General features: G+C 70.5%; 12 protein-coding genes. 9 read left to right on the top strand and 3 right to left on the bottom strand.

All coding sequences use genetic code 11. From position 1 onward, the window contains the following. The first annotated feature begins 91 nt into the window (after positions 1-91). The gene (locus BZL64_RS24255) at positions 92-1,615 is read left to right on the top strand and encodes a M1 family metallopeptidase (protein WP_086771316.1); all 1,524 of its coding nucleotides are present in this window, start codon (positions 92-94) and stop codon (positions 1,613-1,615) included. A gap of 134 nt (positions 1,616-1,749) precedes the next feature. Beyond that, complete coding sequence (hflX, locus tag BZL64_RS24250) at positions 1,750-3,234, top strand: GTPase HflX (RefSeq protein ID WP_086771315.1); 1,485 nt, start codon at positions 1,750-1,752, stop codon at positions 3,232-3,234. 62 nt (positions 3,235-3,296) lie between these two features. Here hflX and BZL64_RS24245 read toward each other — a convergent pair whose 3' ends face one another. Beyond that, positions 3,297-4,526 carry a trypsin-like serine peptidase gene (locus BZL64_RS24245; RefSeq protein WP_086771314.1) on the bottom strand — a complete coding sequence of 410 codons (1,230 nt, stop codon included), beginning with the start codon at positions 4,524-4,526 and terminating at the stop codon, positions 3,297-3,299. Between the two features lie 371 nt (positions 4,527-4,897). On the opposite strand from BZL64_RS24245, the gene BZL64_RS24240 reads away from it, so the two are divergent. The 4 genes from BZL64_RS24240 (at position 4,898) to BZL64_RS24225 (ending at position 11,142) form a co-directional block, all read left to right on the top strand. After that, complete coding sequence (locus tag BZL64_RS24240; protein WP_086771313.1) at positions 4,898-6,367, top strand: diaminobutyrate--2-oxoglutarate transaminase family protein; 1,470 nt, start codon at positions 4,898-4,900, stop codon at positions 6,365-6,367. Next, positions 6,364-8,244: an IucA/IucC family protein gene (locus BZL64_RS24235; RefSeq protein ID WP_086771312.1), complete on the top strand. Its 1,881-nt coding sequence runs from the start codon at positions 6,364-6,366 to the stop codon at positions 8,242-8,244. Before BZL64_RS24240 ends, BZL64_RS24235 begins: the two co-directional genes overlap by 4 nt. A 27-nt stretch (positions 8,245-8,271) precedes the next feature. Continuing rightward, a complete protein-coding gene (locus BZL64_RS24230; protein ID WP_086771311.1) occupies positions 8,272-8,985 on the top strand; it encodes a GNAT family N-acetyltransferase in 714 nt (237 codons plus the stop codon). Positions 8,986-9,168: 183 nt separating this feature from the next. Beyond that, positions 9,169-11,142, top strand: coding sequence for an ATP-dependent DNA helicase (locus tag BZL64_RS24225; RefSeq protein WP_086771310.1), 1,974 nt, complete (start codon positions 9,169-9,171; stop codon positions 11,140-11,142). 143 nt (positions 11,143-11,285) lie between these two features. Here BZL64_RS24225 and lexA read toward each other — a convergent pair whose 3' ends face one another. Beyond that, entirely contained in the window at positions 11,286-12,065 is a 780-nt protein-coding gene (lexA, locus tag BZL64_RS24220; RefSeq protein ID WP_086771309.1) for a transcriptional repressor LexA, read from the bottom strand. Positions 12,066-12,705: 640 nt separating this feature from the next. Here lexA and nrdR point away from each other — a divergent pair. The 3 genes from nrdR (at position 12,706) to BZL64_RS24205 (ending at position 17,671) form a co-directional block, all read left to right on the top strand. Beyond that, positions 12,706-13,299: a transcriptional regulator NrdR gene (gene nrdR, locus BZL64_RS24215; protein ID WP_086771308.1), complete on the top strand. Its 594-nt coding sequence runs from the start codon at positions 12,706-12,708 to the stop codon at positions 13,297-13,299. 163 nt (positions 13,300-13,462) lie between these two features. Further along, positions 13,463-16,357, top strand: a complete 2,895-nt coding sequence (locus tag BZL64_RS24210) for a vitamin B12-dependent ribonucleotide reductase (RefSeq protein ID WP_086771307.1) — start codon at positions 13,463-13,465, stop codon at positions 16,355-16,357. 195 nt (positions 16,358-16,552) lie between these two features. Beyond that, positions 16,553-17,671 (top strand): hypothetical protein, encoded by a 1,119-nt coding sequence (locus BZL64_RS24205; protein ID WP_208639506.1) that lies wholly within the window; start codon positions 16,553-16,555, stop codon positions 17,669-17,671. Between the two features lie 401 nt (positions 17,672-18,072). On the opposite strand, the gene BZL64_RS24200 is transcribed toward BZL64_RS24205, so the two are convergent. Then, positions 18,073-18,606: a TerD family protein gene (locus tag BZL64_RS24200; RefSeq protein ID WP_086771306.1), complete on the bottom strand. Its 534-nt coding sequence runs from the start codon at positions 18,604-18,606 to the stop codon at positions 18,073-18,075. Between the last annotated feature and the right edge of the window lie 90 nt (positions 18,607-18,696).

Genomic DNA, 18,696 nt, shown 5'->3' with positions numbered 1-18,696 from the left:
GACATCGCACGCGCGCGCGTGGGCGACCCGTTCGGGTGGGCCGGTCGCGCGTCGGCGCCGAACGGGCGGGGCGCGCTGGTAGCCGTGGTGCATGCTGCTCTCCCCCCGCGCCCAGGCCCACCCGTACGGATCCGGCACCCGCCGGCCCCGTAGCACCGGATCCCGCGGCCTCGCCTCCGCCCTGCTCGCCTCGGCCGTCTCCGTCTGCCTCGTCGCCGCGGGCGCCCCGCCCAGCCCGCTCGGCGTCGGCGACCGCCTCTTCCCGCACCTCGGCAACCCCGGCTACGACGTGGCGTCGTACGACCTCGCCCTCACGTACTCCGGAAGCAACACCGAGCCGCTCCAGGCGGTCACCACGATCGACGGCTGGACCACCGACACGCTGGAGCGGATCAACCTCGACTTCGCCCATGGCGACGTCCAGTCGGTCCAGGTCGACGGGGAGGCCGCCGACTTCGCCACCGCAGGGGAAGACCTGGTGATCACGCCGGCCGACCCGCTTCCCCGCGGCGACTGGATGCGCGTCACCGTGCGGCACACCAGCGATCCGGTGAGCGCGAAGGGCCGGGACGGCGGCTGGGTGCGGACCGCGGACGGCCTCGCCATGGCCAACCAGGCCGACGCCGCCCACCTGGTGTTCCCGTGCAACGACCACCCCTCCGACAAGGCCATGTTCACCGTCCGGGTCACCGCGCCCAACGGCTACACGGCCGTGGCCAACGGCCTGCCGACCGACGTCGACCGGGCGGGCCGCGCGACGACATGGACGTACCGCACCCTGCACCCCATGGCCACCGAACTCGCCCAGGTCTCCATCGGCCGCTCCGCCGTCCTGCACCGTGAGGGACCACACGGACTGCCCTTGCGGGACGTCATCCCCGCCAAGGACCGCGAGGCCCTCGAACCCTGGCTGAAGAAGACCCCCGACCAGATCGCCTGGATGGAGAGCAAGGTCGGCCCCTACCCCTTCGAGACCTACGGTGTGCTCGTCGCCGACACCGTCACCGGCTTCGAGCTCGAGACGCAGACTCTCTCCCTCTTCGAGAAGGGCCTGTTCACCGAGCCCGCCTACCCCAAGTGGTACGTCGAGTCGATCATGGTGCACGAGCTGGCCCACCAGTGGTTCGGCAACAGCGTCAGCCCGCGCACCTGGTCCGACCTGTGGCTCAACGAAGGACACGCCACCTGGTACGAGGCCCTGTACGCGCAGGAGAAGAAGGACGACCGCACGCTGGAGGCGCGCATGAAGGCGGCCTACGGCGCCTCCGACCGCTGGCGCACGGCCGGAGGCCCGCCCGGCGCCCCGAAGCCGCCCGCACCCGGCCAGAAGATCGGCATCTTCCGCGCCAACGTCTACGACGGCGCGGCCCTCGTGCTCTTCGCCCTGCGCGAGGAGATCGGCGTGGAGGCCTTCGACCGGCTGGAACGGACCTGGCTGACCGACCACCGCGACGGCACGGCCGGCACGGCCGACTTCGTCCGCCTCGCCGGCCAGGTCTCCGGCCGCGACCTCGGGAGCTTCTTCCAGCACTGGCTGTACGACGAGAAGACCCCGCCGATGCCCGGTCACCCGGAGTGGAAGCCGGTCGCGCCGGCCGCCAAGGCTCCGGAATAAGTCGATGACGAGACGGGCCGTACCGTGCGACCATCGAGAGGTCGGCGGGGCACGGGACGCGGGAATCTCCCAGGGTACTCGTGCGTTGTGCATCATGACCGCCGAACCGGCATCCGCAACGACGTAAGGACCCAATGACCTCCTCTTCTTCCCCTTCCCAGGACAACAAGCGCTCCTACCCCGAAGGTCTTCGGGCCGATGCCCTGATGGAAGAGGACGTCGCCTGGAGCCTCGACACCGACGGAGAGCGGGACGGCGACCAGCTCGACCGTTCCGAGCGAGCGGCCCTGCGCCGCGTCGCGGGCCTCTCCACCGAACTCGAGGACGTCACCGAGGTCGAGTACCGCCAGCTCCGCCTGGAGCGGGTCGTGCTCGTCGGCGTCTGGACCTCGGGGACCGCACAGGACTCGGAGAACTCCCTCGCGGAGCTGGCCGCCCTCGCGGAGACCGCGGGAGCCCTCGTGCTCGACGGTGTGATCCAGCGCCGCGACAAGCCCGACGCGGCCACCTTCATCGGTTCCGGCAAGGCCATGGAACTGCGCGACATCGTCCTCGAGACGGGCGCGGACACCGTCATCTGCGACGGTGAGCTCGGTCCCGGCCAGCTCATCGCCCTCGAAGACGTCGTCAAGGTCAAGGTCATCGACCGTACGGCCCTGATCCTGGACATCTTCGCCCAGCACGCCAAGTCCCGAGAGGGCAAGGCGCAGGTCGCGCTCGCGCAGATGCAGTACATGCTGCCGCGGCTGCGAGGCTGGGGTCAGTCACTGTCCCGTCAGATGGGCGGCGGCAAGGGCGGCGGCCTCGCCACCCGTGGTCCCGGTGAGACCAAGATCGAGACGGACCGGCGCCGGATCCGCGAGAAGATGGCGAAGATGCGCCGGGAGATCGCGGAGATGAAGACCGGCCGCGAGATCAAGCGCCAGGAGCGCAAGCGCCACAAGGTGCCCTCCGTCGCCATCGCGGGCTACACCAACGCCGGAAAGTCCTCGCTGCTCAACCGCCTGACGGGTGCGGGCGTGCTGGTCGAGAACTCCCTGTTCGCGACCCTCGACCCGACCGTGCGCCGGGCCGAGACCCCGAGCGGCCGGCTGTACACGCTGGCGGACACCGTCGGCTTCGTCCGGCACCTGCCGCACCACCTGGTCGAGGCGTTCCGCTCCACCATGGAGGAGGTCGGCGAGTCCGACCTGATCCTGCACGTGGTGGACGGCTCGCACCCGGCCCCGGAGGAGCAGCTCGCCGCCGTCCGCGAGGTGATCAGGGATGTAGGCGCCACCGGCGTGCCCGAGATCGTCGTGATCAACAAGGCTGACGCGGCCGACCCGCTGACACTGCAGCGGCTCATGCGGAACGAGAAGCGCTCCATCGCCGTCTCGGCCCGCACCGGCCAGGGCATCGAGGAACTGCTGGCGCTCATCGACACGGAGCTGCCGCGGCCGTCCGTCGAGGTCGAGGTGCTCGTGCCGTACACCCACGGCCGGCTGGTTGCGCGCGCCCATGCCGACGGTGACGTGATCTCCGAGGAGCACACGGCGGAGGGCACCCTGCTGAAGGCCCGGGTGCACGAGGAACTGGCGGCGGATCTCGCGCCGTACGTTCCCGCGCCGCTCGTCTGACGCCCGCGCACACAGGAAGGCCCGCCCNNGGGGGCGGGCCTTCCTGTGCGAACAGCGAGCGTCTACTGACCGGCGAACTTCTTGCTCACCGAGTCGTACACGCCCTTGGCCACCTCACCCAGTCGCGGTCCCGCGAGCCAGCCGGCGTCCACCGGACCGATCGAGGTGTTGGAGACCAGCGCCGGCTTGCCGTCCGAACCCGTGGCCACCCAGCCGCCGCCCGACGAACCGCCGGTCATCGTGCAGCCGATGCGGTACATCGTCGGGTCGGTGCCGTTGAGCGACAGCCGGCCGGGCTTGTCCTGGCACTCGTACAGCGTCTGCCCGTCGTACGGCGCCGCCGCCGGGTAGCCGGTCGCCGTGATGCTCTTCACCTCGGCCACGGCCGGGGCCGCGAAGTCCACCGGCAGCGCGGAACCGACCATCTCCTCCAGCGACTTGCCGGAGCCACCCTTCTCGGGCGTCACATGGATGACGGCGAAGTCGTACGAGGCACCGTCACCGCCGGTCTGCCCGCCCTGCTCGATCCACTGGTCGGAGGTCTGCGCCCAGTCGGCCCACCAGACCCCGTACGGCGCCACCTCTTCCTTGGTGGCCGTCTCCAGCTTCGCTGCCGACATGCCCGAGTCGTTGTACGACGGCACGAAGGCGATGTTGCGGTACCAGCCGCCCTTCTTGCCCGCGTGCACGCAATGCCCCGCCGTCCACACCATGTTGGACTTGCCGGGGTTGGCCGGGTCCTGCACGACCGTCGCCGAGCAGACCATCGTGCCCTCGGGGGAGTCGAAGAGCACCTTGCCCGCCTCGGGGGCGTTGGCGTGGTACGTGCTCGGCACGGCCGCCGCCTCCACCGCCGCAGGCTCGGGGTCGGTCACACCCTGGTCGTCGCCGAGGTCGCTCTCGTCGACGCCGCGGTCCGGGTCCTCGGCGTCCCGCATCCGGTCCGGGTCCCACAGGCCCTCGATGATCGGGTTGATGTAGTCCTGCGCCTCGCGCAGCCAGTCGTCCTGGTCCCAGTTCTTCCAGGCGCCGTTCTTCCACTTGTCCAGATCGATCCCGTGCTCTTTGAGCCGGTCCTTGATGTCGTCCGGAATCGTGATCTTTCCGTCGGCCGCGGCCGCGGCCGACGCGGCGGCGCTGGCCCGGCTGTCCGCGTCGGCGCCGCCCGAATCGCAGGCGGTCGCCGTGAGCGCGAGCGCCGAGGCGAGGGCGACGGCACCCAGCGCGGGGGAGATTCCGCGTGAGGCGTTCCTCCCCCGTCGGGCGAAGAACGACGGCCGTATGGATCGCATGGTGTGACTCCCCGTGGTGTCAAGGAACTTGGAGCGGTGACCGCGCCACCGCGAGAACCCGGCGTCTTCTCATGCCTGGTTCAGGTGGGGCTCACGGCCGGGTGGGACGGCATCACACGATATGCGTTCGCTGTGGGGGACTGCCGACGGAACAGCAACGGTTCCGTCACGGCAAGGATCTTGAGGCAACCCGTAACCCCGTGGACCGTCGGCGGTTGGTAGCCGTGGGGCCGGCCGCCTGCGCGTGGCCCTTCCGGCGGAATCCCGCGAGGGCGCGGAACCGCCGCCCAACGCCCGGCGCACCGGTGCGGACCCGGCGGCGGGGGTTCCGCGGCGAACCGACTCGCCTCTGGACAGCGGGAGGACAGACCGTGGCTGTGACGGAACCAGTGCGGGGGGAGACGTCCGAGGGGCGCGTCGCCGACGAGGGCGCCGCCGATCAGGGGGCTGCCGAGGAGGAGACCCCCGCTCTCCGGGTTCACCCGCCGGGGCGCCTCGCCCACGAAAACGTCCTGCGCCGGCAGGCGGCGCGCGAGCCGGCGGCTCGTACGTACGCCCGAGCCCTGCCGATCGTGCCGGTACGGGCCCGCGGACTGACCATCGAGGGGGCCGACGGCCGCCGCTACCTCGACTGTCTCTCAGGAGCCGGGGCCCTCGCACTCGGCCACAACCACCCCGTCGTCCTGGAAGCCGTCCGCAAGGTCCTCGACTCGGGTGCCCCGCTGCAGGTCCTCGATCTCGCCACACCCGTCAGGGACGCCTTCGTCACCGAGCTGTTCCACACCCTGCCGCCCCGGCTGGCCGACCACGCGCGCGTGCGGTTCTGCGGACCGGCCGGCACGGACGCGGTGGAGGCCGCGCTCACCCTGGTCAGGGCCGCCACCGGCCGCCCCGGCGTCCTGGCCTTCACCGGCGCCGGCCACGGCATGACCGCGGGTTCCCTCGCCGTCTCCGGCGGTGCCACCGACGCGGGGGCGACCCGCCTGCCGTACCCGCAGGACTACCGCTGTCCCTTCGGAGTCGGCGGCGAGGGCGGCGCCGAACTCGCCGCCCGCTGGACCGAGTCGCTCCTGGACGACCCGAGGTCCGGTGTGGGCCCTCCGGCCGGGATGATCGTCGAACCCGTCCAGGACGAGGGCGGTGTGATCCCCGCGCCGGACGCCTGGATGCGCCGTATGCGCCGGCTCACGGCCGACCGGTCGATCCCTCTGATCGCCGACGAGGTCCAGACGGGCGTCGGACGGACCGGGTCCTTCTGGGCGGTCGAGCACAGCGGTATCACCCCCGATGTGATGGTCCTGTCGAAGGCCATCGGCGGCAGCCTGCCGCTCGCCCTGATCGTCTACCGCGACGACCTCGACGTCGGGGAACAGGGTGCCCACGCGGGCACGTTCCACGGCAACCAACTCGCCATGGCCGCCGGCACGGCCACCCTCGCCCACGTTCGCGCCAACGGCCTCGCCGGACGCGCGGCGACCCTCGGCGACCGGATCCTGCGCGAACTGCGCTGTCTGGCCGAGGAGTTCCGGTGCATCGGGGACGTGCGGGGGCGTGGCCTGATGATCGGGGTGGAGATGGTCGACCCGGAGGGCGAGACGGAGGAGAAGTGGACCGGGCACGGTGCCGGTGCGACCCGCCCCGCCTCTCCCGAACTGGCCGCCGCCGTCCAGCGGGAGTGCCTGAGCCGCGGCCTGATCGTCGGACTCGGCGGACGCCACGCGAGCGTCGTACGGCTGCTGCCACCCCTCACGATCACCGACGAACAGACGGTGGCCGTGCTCGACCGGCTGTCGGACGCGGTGCGGGCCGTGGCCCGCGCGCGAGCGAAGGAACGACCTTGAAGACGCCACCTCTGACTCCGTCCTCGTCCGCGCCGTCCGTCCTCCCGGTCCCCCGCCGGTGGACGGGCACCGCGGCGGACCCGTTGCATCACCCCGACCCGCACCAGGCGGCCCAGGCGGCGGCCGTGGAGAACCTGCTGCGCTGCTGGGTCCGCGAGAGGGATCTGCCGGCCCCCGACGACGGCGTCCTGCGCATCCCGCTGCCCGCCACCGGCACCGCGCTCCTCGCCCCCGTCCGCTACTGGTCGCCCACCGGATGGCACCGCTTCGGCCCGCCTCGCCCGGCCGACGCCCCCGAGCACTGCGCGCCCGCGGACGCGGTCATGGTCGCGGCCCTGCTGAGCCGCGAGACGCCCCGGCCCGTCACCCCGCCCGGCGACGCCCTCCGTGCCGGGAGCACCGTCCTCGCGGGCGCGGCGGAAGGCGTCGACCTGGTCGCCCGTGTCGCCGACTCCGTCCGGCGCACAGCCGCTTTCATCAGCGCGCACCGGGAACGCCCGGCCGACCGGACCGACCTCTTCCGCTCCGCCGAGCAGGCGCTGACGCTCGGGCATCCCGTCCACCCGACCCCCAAGAGCCGCGAGGGTCTCTCCGACTCCGAAGCCCGCGTGTACTCGCCCGAGTCGCACGGCTCCTTCCCTCTCCACTGGCTGGCTGTCGCTCCCGCCGCACTCGCCACGGACTCCGCCTGGACCGAGCGCGGCAGGCCCGTCCCCGCCCAGGTGCTCACGGCCCGGCTCGCCGGTACCCGGCTGCCGCTGCCCGACGGATACGCGGCCCTGCCCGTGCACCCGTGGCAGCTGCGTGAGGCCCGTCACCGTCCCGAGGTCGCGGCCCTGCTCGACGCCGGCCTGCTCCGGGACCTCGGCGCCCACGGCCTTCCGTGGCATCCGACCTCGTCCGTGCGCACCGTTCACCGCTCGGGGGCACCGGCGATGCTCAAACTCTCGCTGGGACTGCGCATCACCAACTCCCGCAGGGAGAACCTCCGCAAGGAACTGCACCGCGGTGTCGACGTCCACCGCCTGCTCCGCACCGGCCTCGGAGAGCGGTGGCGGGCGGTCCATCCGGGCTTCGACATCGTCCGGGACCCGGCCTGGCTCGCCGTGGACGGGCCGGACGGGCGCCCGGTGACCGGCCTGGACGTGATGATCCGGCACAACCCGTTCGCCCCCGCCGACGACGTCTCCTGCGTCGCCGCGCTCGTCGCGCCTCGCCCCGGCCCCCGCCCGAGGGAGGGCGGCGGCTCCGCGACCTCCCGGCTCGCCGAGCTCGTCACGCGCCTCGCGGCGGCGACGGGCCGGCCGCGCGAGACCGTGGCCGCCGAGTGGTTCCTGCGCTACCTGGAGCAGGTCGTACGTCCCGTGCTGTGGCTCGACGGCGAGGCGGGCATCGCGCTGGAGGCGCACCAGCAGAACACCCTGGTCCTGCTGGACGCCGACGGCTGGCCCGGCGCCGGTCGCTACCGGGACAACCAGGGCTACTACTTCCGCGAGTCCCGCCGGGCCGAACTGGACTCCCGGCTGCCCGGCGTCGGCGAGGCCGGCGACACCTTCGTCCCGGACGGTGTCGCCGACGAGCGCTTCGCCTACTACCTCGGCATCAACAACGTGCTGGGACTCGTCGGAGCCCTCGGCTCCCAGGGCCTCGCCGACGAGCACATGCTTCTCGCCGCCTGCCGGCGCTTCCTCACCGACGCCGCCTCGCGCACCGGCCCCGGCCGCACCCGGAGTTCCCTGCCGGCCCGGCTGCTCGACTCCCCCGTCCTGCGCTGCAAGGCGAACCTGCTCACCCGCCTCCACGGCCTCGACGAACTCGTCGGCCCGGTCGACACCCAGTCCGTCTACGTCACCATCACCAACCCCCTCCACCGCTGAACCGCCGCATCCCGAGAGGAACAGAGCGTGCCGTCCACCGACACCGAGGACACGCTGGAGCTGCGCCTGCCCGCCGGCTTCCCCGTCCCGCCCGGAGAATCGGAGCACAGGACCCTGGCCGCCACGGGCCGGAGGGGGCCCGTGGTCCCCGGAGATCCCGCGGTCCCCGCGGACCTGCTCGACGGCATCGGCGGCTGGGGGCCGGCAGCCACCCCCGCCGGTGACTTCCACCTCCGCCCCGTACGGATCGAGCGGGACCTGCCTCGCATCGCCCGGTGGATGAACGACCCCACGGTCGCGGCCTTCTGGGACCTGGCCGGTCCCGAGGCCGTGGCCGCGGCGCACCTGCGCCGCCAACTCGCCGGAGACGGCCGCAGCGTCCCGTGCCTCGGCGTCCTGGAGGGCACCCCGATGAGCTACTGGGAGATCTACCGGGCGGACCTCGATCCGCTGGCCCGTTCCTACCCGGCCCGGCCGCACGACACCGGCATCCACCTGCTGCTCGGGTCCGTGGCCGACCGGGGCCGGGGGCTCGGCGCCGTACTGCTCCGGGCCGTCGCCGATCTCGTCCTCGACCGGCGGCCCGCCTGCGCGCGTGTCGTCGCCGAGCCCGACCTGCGCAACACCCCGTCCGTCGCGGCGTTCCTGACCGCCGGCTTCCGGCTCTCCGCGGAGATCGGCCTGCCCTCGAAGCGTGCCGCCCTCATGATCCGGGAGCGGGCTCGGCGTGGTCTGCTGTGACCTCCTGCCCGCCGGGCCGGTCATCCCGAGTACCAGCCGATCGCAACCGGTCCCGATCGGTCACTCCCGAGCCCAGACCGGTATGGCCTTTGCGCCTACCGACATGCGCGCCGTCTTGATCACGTCCGTCCCGTCCCCCGTGACCACACGATTGTCAGTGGCGCCCCGTAGGGTGGTCGCGCTATGACGAAGCCCTCACTCCCCGAACTCCTGCATGCTGCCGTCACCGCCGTCGGCGGCACGGAGCGCCCCGGCCAGGTGACCATGGCCGAAGCCGTCGCGGAGGCGATCGACGACGGCTCCCATCTGCTGGTCCAGGCCGGCACCGGCACCGGTAAGTCGCTGGGGTACCTCGTGCCCGCGCTGGCGCACGGGGAGCGTGTCGTCGTGGCGACCGCCACCCTGGCGCTGCAACGCCAGCTCGTGGAGCGCGACCTGCCGCGCACGGTCGACGCGCTGCATCCGATCCTGCGCCGCCGCCCCGAATTCGCGATGCTCAAGGGCCGGTCGAACTACCTGTGCCTGCACCGGCTGCACGAGGGGATGCCCCAGGACGAGGAGGAGGGCCTCTTCGACCAGTTCGAGGCGGCGGCGCCGACCAGCAAGCTGGGCCAGGACCTGCTGCGGCTGCGCGACTGGGCCGACGAGACGGAGAACGGCGACCGGGACGACCTGACCCCCGGCGTCTCCGACCGTGCCTGGGCGCAGATCTCGGTCTCCTCGCGTGAGTGTCTCGGCGCCACGAAATGCGCGTACGGCGCCGAGTGCTTCGCCGAGATGGCGCGGGAGCGGGCCAAGCTGGCCGAGGTCGTCGTGACCAACCACGCCCTGCTGGCCATCGACGCCATCGAGGGGGCTCCCGTCCTTCCGCCGCACGAGGTGCTGATCGTCGACGAGGCCCACGAGCTGGTCTCGCGGGTCACCGGCGTCGCCACCGGTGAGCTGACCGCGGGCCAGGTCAACAGGGCCGTACGCCGGGCGGCGAAGCTGGTCAACGAGAAGGCCGCCGACCAGCTGCAGACCGCCGCCGAGGGCTTCGAGCGGCTGATGGAGCTGGCTCTGCCGGGCCGCCTCGAGGAGATCCCGGAGGACCTCGGCTACGCCCTCATGGCACTGCGCGACGCCGCCCGAACGGTCATCTCGGGAATCGGCGCCACCCGAGACAAGTCCGTCCAGGACGAGGACTCGGTCCGCAAGCAGGCGCTGGCCTCGGTGGAGAGCGTGCACGACGTGGCGGAGCGCCTGGTGAACGGCTCCGAGTACGACGTCGTCTGGTACGAGCGGCACGACCGCTTCGGCGCCTCCCTGCGCGTGGCCCCCATGTCCGTCTCGGGCCTGCTGCGGGAGAAGCTGTTCACGGACCGTTCCGTGGTGCTGGCCTCGGCGACCCTGAAGCTGGGCGGGGACTTCAACGGCGTGGGTGCCTCCATGGGACTCGCGCCGGAGGGCACCCAGGGCGAGGACGTCCCGCAGTGGAAGGGCATCGACGTCGGCTCCCCCTTCGACTACCCCAAACAGGGCATCCTGTACGTCGCGAAGCACCTGGCCCGCCCCGCGCGCGACGGCGACCGTGCGGACATGCTGGACGAACTGACCGAGCTGATCCAGGCGGCCGGCGGACGGACCCTCGGCCTCTTCTCCTCCATGCGTGCCGCCCAGCTGGCCGCTGAGGAGCTGCGTGGCCGAATCCCCGAGTTCCCGATCCTGTTGCAGGGCGAGGAGACGCTCGGCGAGCTGATCAAGAACTTCGCGGCGGACCCGAAGACCTGCCTCTTCGGCACGCTGTCGCTCTGGCAGGGCGTCGACGTGCCGGGACCCAGCTGTCAGCTGGTGGTCATGGACAAGATCCCGTTCCCACGGCCGGACGACCCGCTGATGAGCGCACGCCAGAAGGCGGTCGAGGAGGCCGGCGGCAACGGCTTCATGGCGGTCGCCGCCACCCATGCCGCCCTGCTGATGGCCCAGGGCTCGGGCCGGCTCGTCCGTGCGTCGGGCGACCGCGGGGTCGTCGCGGTACTGGACCAGCGGCTGGCGACTGCCCGCTACGGCAGCTATCTGAAGGCGTCGATGCCCGACTTCTGGTTCACGACGGACCCGAACCAGGTCCGCCGGTCGCTGGCGGCGATCGACGCGTCGGCGAAGCAGACAGAGGAATAGCGATGTGGGTGTGTCCCCGTGGGGACACACCCACATCGCTGGGTGCGGCGGCCGTTGCGGCACAGCACAGGGCCCCGGAACCGGCGCAGGGATCCCGGGGCCCAGACGGGGGGGCGGTCGAGGAGGCCCGTCCGCCGCCGCGCTCAGACGCGGCGCAGTACGGCCACCACCTTGCCGAGGATGGTCGCGTCGTCGCCGGGGATCGGCTCGTACGCCGCGTTGTGCGGGAGGAGCCAGACATGGCCGTCCTCGCGCTTGAAACGCTTGACGGTGGCCTCGCCCTCCAGCATGGCGGCCACGATGTCGCCGTTCTCCGCGACCGGCTGGCGGCGGACGGTGACCCAGTCGCCGTCACAGATCGCGGCCTCGATCATCGAGTCGCCGACGACCTTCAGGACGAACAGCTCACCATCGCCGACGAGCTGCCGGGGGAGCGGGAAGACGTCCTCGACCGACTCCTCGGCGAGGATCGGGCCACCGGCGGCGATGCGGCCGACCAGCGGGACGTACGACGCGGCCGGCTTGCCGGCGGTGTCCGTGGGCTGGACCGCCGCGGACTGGTCGGACCCGCGCACCTCGTAGGCGCGGGGGCGGTGCGGGTCGCGGCGCAGGAAGCCCTTGCGCTCCAGCGCCATCAGCTGGTGTGCGACCGATGAGGTGCTGGACAGGCCGACGGCCTGGCCGATCTCGCGCATCGATGGCGGGTATCCGCGCCGCTGCACGGAGTCCCGGATGACCTCGATCACCCGACGCTGACGGTCGGTGAGGCCCGTGCTGTCCGCCCGGATGCCTGGAGGTCGGCCCGGCAGGGAGCGCTTGTGCCCCTCCGGGTTCGTGGTTTCGTTCATCGCATGCACCGGCTCGAGTCGGCCCTGGGAGCGGTCCTGGGCAGTGATGGTGGCACTGTCTGCGGTGGTGGTCACGTCGGCCCCTCTCGGTTGTCTCCCTGCTGGACAACGGTAGTAGCTTTCGAAAGGTTGCGCCAAACACACGTTCGAGTGAAAAAGCGTGGATAGCCTGACTTGATCATGTGTCTGGGTGTATGGCTGACGCGTTGCCCGCCGGGCTGAAGGGCTGCTTGTCGTACCCTTCACCGCCGGGGCCGATGGCCTGGTGAGGTGTGACCCCAGTCTGCCATCCGTCCCACCGTGGTCCGGGAGCCGGGCCCGGCTCTGCGCGAGAGTCCCACCTCTCCTCCTCCTGGCGCTCACCGTATCCCTGTGCGCCGCCCGGCGATATGGCCGTACGCGCGGGTGTGGGGTGTCGTGCGACATGGCCGTACGCGCGCGTGTGTCATGCGGCGCGGGACGGGCCGCGGGCGTCGCTTTCGAGTGCTCGCTGTGACCGGCGGGCCGCGCCGCGTGAAGGCTGTCGGTGCGACACGCGACACAGCCTGGGTGAATGAGCCAAGCACCACATCTAGTGGTTGGATATCAACAGCAGCCCACAAGTTGTGGTCCCTCGGGACTTCGCACCCTCTGGGATCGCCTATGCTGGGGGCTGCTTCGAGGGGCCCGTGAGGCCCGGCGAGGCCATTGAGACTGCTGTGAGGAGGGATGGATCATGCACTGCCCCTTCTGCAGGCACCCCGACAGCCGCGTCGTCGACAGTCGTACGACCGACGACGGCACGTCGATCCGCAGGCGCCGCCAGTGCCCTGACTGCTCCCGTCGTTTCACGACCGTGGAGACGTGCTCGCTCATGGTGGTCAAGCGGTCCGGGGTCACCGAGCCTTTCAGCCGCACCAAGGTCATCAATGGCGTCCGCAAGGCGTGCCAGGGACGACCTGTCACCGAGGACGCGCTCGCGCAGCTCGGCCAGCGGGTCGAGGAAGCGGTGCGCGCCACCGGGAGTGCCGAGCTGACCACCCACGACGTGGGACTGGCCATACTCGGCCCGTTGCAGGAGCTGGACCTCGTCGCCTATCTGCGATTCGCCTCCGTCTACCGGGCGTTCGACTCGCTCGACGACTTCGAGGCCGCCATCGCGGAACTCCGGGAGACGGGACACCTCGCCGCGGACGACGAAGACCGCGAGAGGACTGACGGCACCGAGGGCGCTGACGGCACCGAAGGCGCCGTCGCGGGGAGCCGGGAAGACGACGGCGGGCGCGGAGGAACCGTGCAGGTTCCCGAGCCCGCCCACTCCGCCGACTGACCGGCGGGCCGGAACCGGAACGGCAGCTCCGGGTCCGGCCGGGCGGCGGCGGACCAAGACCTGTTGCGGGCGTAGCGCGTGGTGCCCGCAGCACAAGACAGAACACCGTGTCACAGGAACAACGTGGCATTTCAGGGCGTTTTCGCCCGTACAGGGAGGCGGCATGACAGAGACGGCGAGCGGTCCGGCACGGGGTTCCCGCGCCAAGGGCGCCAAGGCGACCAAGGGCCTGCGTATCGAGCGCATCCACACGACCCCCGGCGTGCACCCGTATGACGAGGTGGCCTGGGAGCGCCGTGACGTCGTCATGACCAACTGGCGCGACGGCTCGGTCAACTTCGAGCAGCGTGGCGTCGAGTTCCCCGACTTCTGGTCGGTGAACGCGGTCAACATCGTCACCAGCAAGTACTTCCGGGGCGCCGTCGGCACCCCGCAGCGCGAGGTCAGCCTCAGGCAGCTGATCGACCGCATCGTGAAGACGTACCGGAAGGCCGGCGAGGACCACAAGTACTTCCCGTCGCCCGCAGACGCCGAGATCTTCGAGCACGAGCTGGCGTACGCCCTCCTGCACCAGATCTTCAGCTTCAACAGCCCCGTCTGGTTCAACGTGGGCACCCCGCAGCCGCAGCAGGTCTCCGCCTGCTTCATCCTGGCCGTCGACGACTCCATGGAGTCGATCCTCGACTGGTACAAGGAAGAGGGCATGATCTTCAAGGGCGGCTCCGGTGCCGGCCTGAACCTCTCCCGCATCCGCTCCTCCAAGGAGCTGCTCTCCTCCGGTGGCAACGCCTCCGGCCCGGTCTCCTTCATGCGCGGCGCCGACGCCTCCGCCGGCACCATCAAGTCCGGTGGTGCCACCCGCCGCGCCGCGAAGATGGTCGTCCTCGACGTGGATCACCCCGACATCGAGGACTTCATCGAGACCAAGGTCAAGGAGGAGGAGAAGATCCGCGTCCTGCGCGACGCGGGCTACGACATGGACCTGGGCGGCGACGACATCACGTCCGTCCAGTACCAGAACGCCAACAACTCGGTCCGCGTGAACGACGAGTTCATGACGGCCGTCGAGCAGGGCGGCAAGTTCGGCCTGCGCGCGCGGATGACCGGTGACGTGATCGAGGAGGTCGACGCCAAGTCGCTCTTCCGCAAGATCGCCGAAGCGGCCTGGGCCTGCGCCGACCCGGGCATCCAGTACGACGACACCATCAACACCTGGCACACCTGCCCCGAGTCCGGCCGGATCACCGCGTCGAACCCGTGCAGCGAGTACATGCACCTGGACAACACGTCCTGCAACCTCGCCTCGCTGAACCTGATGAAGTTCCTCAAGGACGACGGCAAGGGACACCAGTCCTTCGAGGCCGACCGTTTCCAGAAGGTCGTCGAGCTGGTCATCACCGCGATGGACATCTCCATCTGCTTCGCGGACTTCCCGACCCAGAAGATCGGCGAGAACACGCGCGCGTTCCGCCAGCTCGGCATCGGCTACGCCAACCTCGGCGCCCTGCTGATGGCGACCGGCCACGCGTACGACTCGGACGGCGGCCGCTCGCTGGCCGGCGCCATCACCTCCCTGATGACGGGCACGGCCTACCGCCGTTCCTCCGAGCTGGCCGACGTCGTCGGTCCGTACGACGGCTACGCCCGCAACGCCGACGCCCACAACCGCGTCATGAAGCAGCACTCCGACGCCAACCAGAAGGCCGTCGGCATCGACGACCTGGACAGCCCCGTCTGGGCCGCCGCCACGGAGGCCTGGCAGGACGTGCTGCGCCTCGGCGCGAAGAACGGCTTCCGTAACTCCCAGGCGTCGGTGCTCGCCCCGACCGGCACCATCGGTCTGGCGATGTCCTGCGACACCACCGGCGTCGAGCCCGACCTCGCCCTGGTCAAGTTCAAGAAGCTCGTCGGCGGCGGCTCGATGCAGATCGTCAACGGCACCGTCCCGCAGGCCCTGCGCCGCATGGGCTACCAGGAGGAGCAGATCGAGGCGATCGTCGCCCACATCGCCGACAACGGCAATGTGATCGACGCCCCCGGTCTCAAGCAGGAGCACTACGAGGTGTTCGACTGCGCCATGGGCGAGCGTGCCATCTCCCCGATGGGTCACGTCCGCATGATGGCCGCGATCCAGCCGTGGATCTCCGGCGCCATCTCCAAGACGGTCAACATGCCGGAGACGGCGACCGTCGAGGAGGTCGAGGAGATCTACTTCGAGGCCTGGAAGCTCGGCGTCAAGGCGCTCGCGATCTACCGCGACAACTGCAAGGTCGGCCAGCCCCTCTCCGCGAAGACCAAGGAGAAGGAGAAGGCCGAGATCACCGAGAAGGCCGAGGACACGATCCGCACCGCGGTCGAGAAGGTGGTCGAGTACCGCCCGGTCCGCAAGCGTCTGCCCAAGGGCCGTCCCGGCATCACGACGTCGTTCACCGTCGGTGGCGCCGAGGGTTACATGACCGCCAACTCCTACCCGGACGACGGTCTCGGCGAGGTCTTCCTGAAGATGTCCAAGCAGGGCTCCACCCTCGCGGGCATGATGGACGCCTTCTCCATCGCGGTCTCCGTCGGCCTCCAGTACGGCGTGCCGCTGGAGACGTACGTCTCGAAGTTCACCAACATGCGCTTCGAGCCGGCCGGTATGACGGACGACCCGGACGTGCGGATGGCGCAGTCGATCGTCGACTACATCTTCCGCCGCCTGGCGCTCGACTTCCTGCCCTTCGAGACGCGCTCCGCGCTCGGCATCCACTCCGCCGAGGAGCGTCAGCGTCACCTGGAGACCGGTTCGTACGAGCCGTCCGACGACGACGTCGACGTCGAGGGTCTGGCCCAGTCGGCGCCGCGCCCGACGGACCTGAAGGCCGTCGCCACGCCGAAGGCCGAGGTCGAGGCGGCCAAGCCCGCCCCGATGCAGGCCCACACCAGCGCCGAGCTGGTGGAGATGCAGCTCGGCATCCAGGCCGACGCCCCGCTGTGCTTCTCCTGCGGCACGAAGATGCAGCGCGCCGGCTCCTGCTACATCTGCGAGGGCTGCGGCTCGACCAGCGGTTGCAGCTGACACCCAGCGCCTTGAGGGGCGTGAAGTAGCTGGTCAGGGCGGTGGAGCCGATCTCGCGGCTCCACCGCCCTGACGCGCGTGACGCCTGGCTGTTGCGTTTGATGCAACCCGCCGCCGAGTCGAGGCTTGTCGCGGCGATTGCTGTCGTGGCATGCTCCGAGCCATGATCAAGAGAATCGAGTCCTCCGTCCGCCGATGAGCGAGACGACCGGGACAGGACTGCCCGGGTCACCGACATCGCTGTTCGATCACGCACTCCAGCTACATCAGTTGGCCCCAGCGGAGCCGCTTCCGCGCGACGGGGAACCATATCCCGACGACAAGTTGCACCGTCGTCGGCGAGGCCCGAAGGCACCTGAGGACCGGCACTCGGCCGGCAAGGATGTTGCCCTCGTCCTGGACACGCATTTCGCCAGGGCTTCTGCCCTGCCCAGCGAATTGGCCGATGCCTTCCACGACGTCTACGTCCCGATTCACCAGAACGGGCACATCGCCGCCGCGGCTGAGCGGGCGGGCAGAGAACGCGTTCGCCAAACGGGCCGCTGGTTGGTCCGATACGGGACCGATCGATGCGCGGTCACCGTTGGACTCGCCCTGCTGGCTGCCGTGGGCACAGCCGACGACATCCCGCTGATTCAAACGATCGGGCTGCTTTCCAACCGCTTCGGACCACTCGCGGCGCACGCATTCGAGCGGCAGACAGGGGGAGTCGAGGCCTTGCTTTGGCTGGCCGAGCGCGTCACCGGCTGGGGCCGCGTCTATGTCGTCGAGGCGCTCTGCAGACTCGACGACCCGACTGCCCGACCTTGGCTGCTTCGCAGAGCCTGTGACGGCGATTTCCTTAATGGATACTTCGCCGGCAACGTCGCCACAGTCGCCAAACTCCATGAGGCACTGGCAGACCTCGACACCGACAGCGAGATGGTCGACCACGTCGGTCGCCTACTCCATCAGATGAGTGACTGCGAGGGGATGGGACTCACCCTCGCTCACTACGCCCATTCGAGAGTGGTTCTGGAAGCTCATGCTCGCCATGTGGGTTTGCTCAGCCCGACCATGGAGCGCTACTTCACGATCGCGGTGCTCACTCAGCACCTGACTACGGAGCCTTCCGAGGCTGCGGGGTGCACCGCGGCACAACAGGAAGCGCTCCGGGCGACCTATCTCGAGGTGCTCGACCGCGAGGAGTGGACCCAGGCCGCACGTGCCGGGATCGCCGCGGACGACAACCGGATGCGGTGGCTCGCCGACCACAGGGCGCCACAGCTGAGGCTGCGTGCGTTCCCCGATCGAAACCCAGATGCCGAGGAATAGCGCACGCCAGGAATAAGTGGCCTGCACCAGTACCCCTTGTAGTGCCTTGTGGTCCCTTGTAGTACCCGCCAGGGGTGATTGACCTGACAGAGGGCGGTGGAGCCGGTTTCCGGCTCCACCGCCCTCTGGTGTCGCTGAGGAGGGCTCCCCTTTAGGGGCCTTGTCGAGAGGGTGTTCGAGTGGAAGTCTCGGGGCATGATCAACAGAATCGAGTCGTCCTCCCGCCGGTGAGCGCGATGGCCGGGAACCGACCGCCGGTGAATCCGAGCCCCCTGTACGAGCACGCGCTGCGACTGCACCGACTCACACCGCACGAACCCCTTCCACGGAGCGGCGAGTCGTACCCGGACGCGGCGGCGAGACGTCGGCGCCGGCAGAGGCACCCGCGTCTCACCCGTGGCTCATGACCGGCGCAGCCGGCCCATGATCCTGGTGAACGTCGCCGGGTCGTCCTCGTAGCCCTGTACGCCGTCGTGGAGCGACCAGCCGTCGGCCGGGTCGCGCACGAACTCCGCGACCGTGGCCGCCGTCGCACCGAGCACCCCGCCGAAGTCGTCCTCGGCCAGCACGGTGTATGCCTCACGGATCCGGAAGGCCGGATTGATCACGCTGACGAAGGTCCGCTCCGCGGGGCGCTGCTGGATGACGACGCCGACCACCACGCGCGCGTACCGGGCGTCCAGCCGGTCGAGTTCGATCGTCATGACCTCGTCCCAGCCGAAGCCCTTGCCGTCCGTGCTGTCCCGGTTGAGCGTGATGGTGCCGTCGGGGGAGCGACTGTCGAAGTGCACCACGTAGGCGGGCTCGCCCCGCGGGTCGTCCGCCAGGTAGGTCCCGGCCACTATGTCCAGGTCGGTGGGTGACTCACCCGCCGGACTCGGGTCCCACTTCAGAGCCATCTCGACCTTGCGGAGCCCCTTGTTGACGCCGTTCACCGGTCTTTCCCTCCCCGTCCCCGTCAGCTGTCGCGCCGAACTGGCCGCTCATCAGGGCCGGTTGTCCATCCTGCCACGCGCGCGTGGCAG

It is taken from the genome of Streptomyces bobili (genome assembly GCF_002154575.1).
Lineage (GTDB): Bacteria > Actinomycetota > Actinomycetes > Streptomycetales > Streptomycetaceae > Streptomyces > Streptomyces bobili.
Note: the sequence above shows the minus strand (reverse complement) of the source record. Positions and strands in the feature narration are given on the sequence as shown.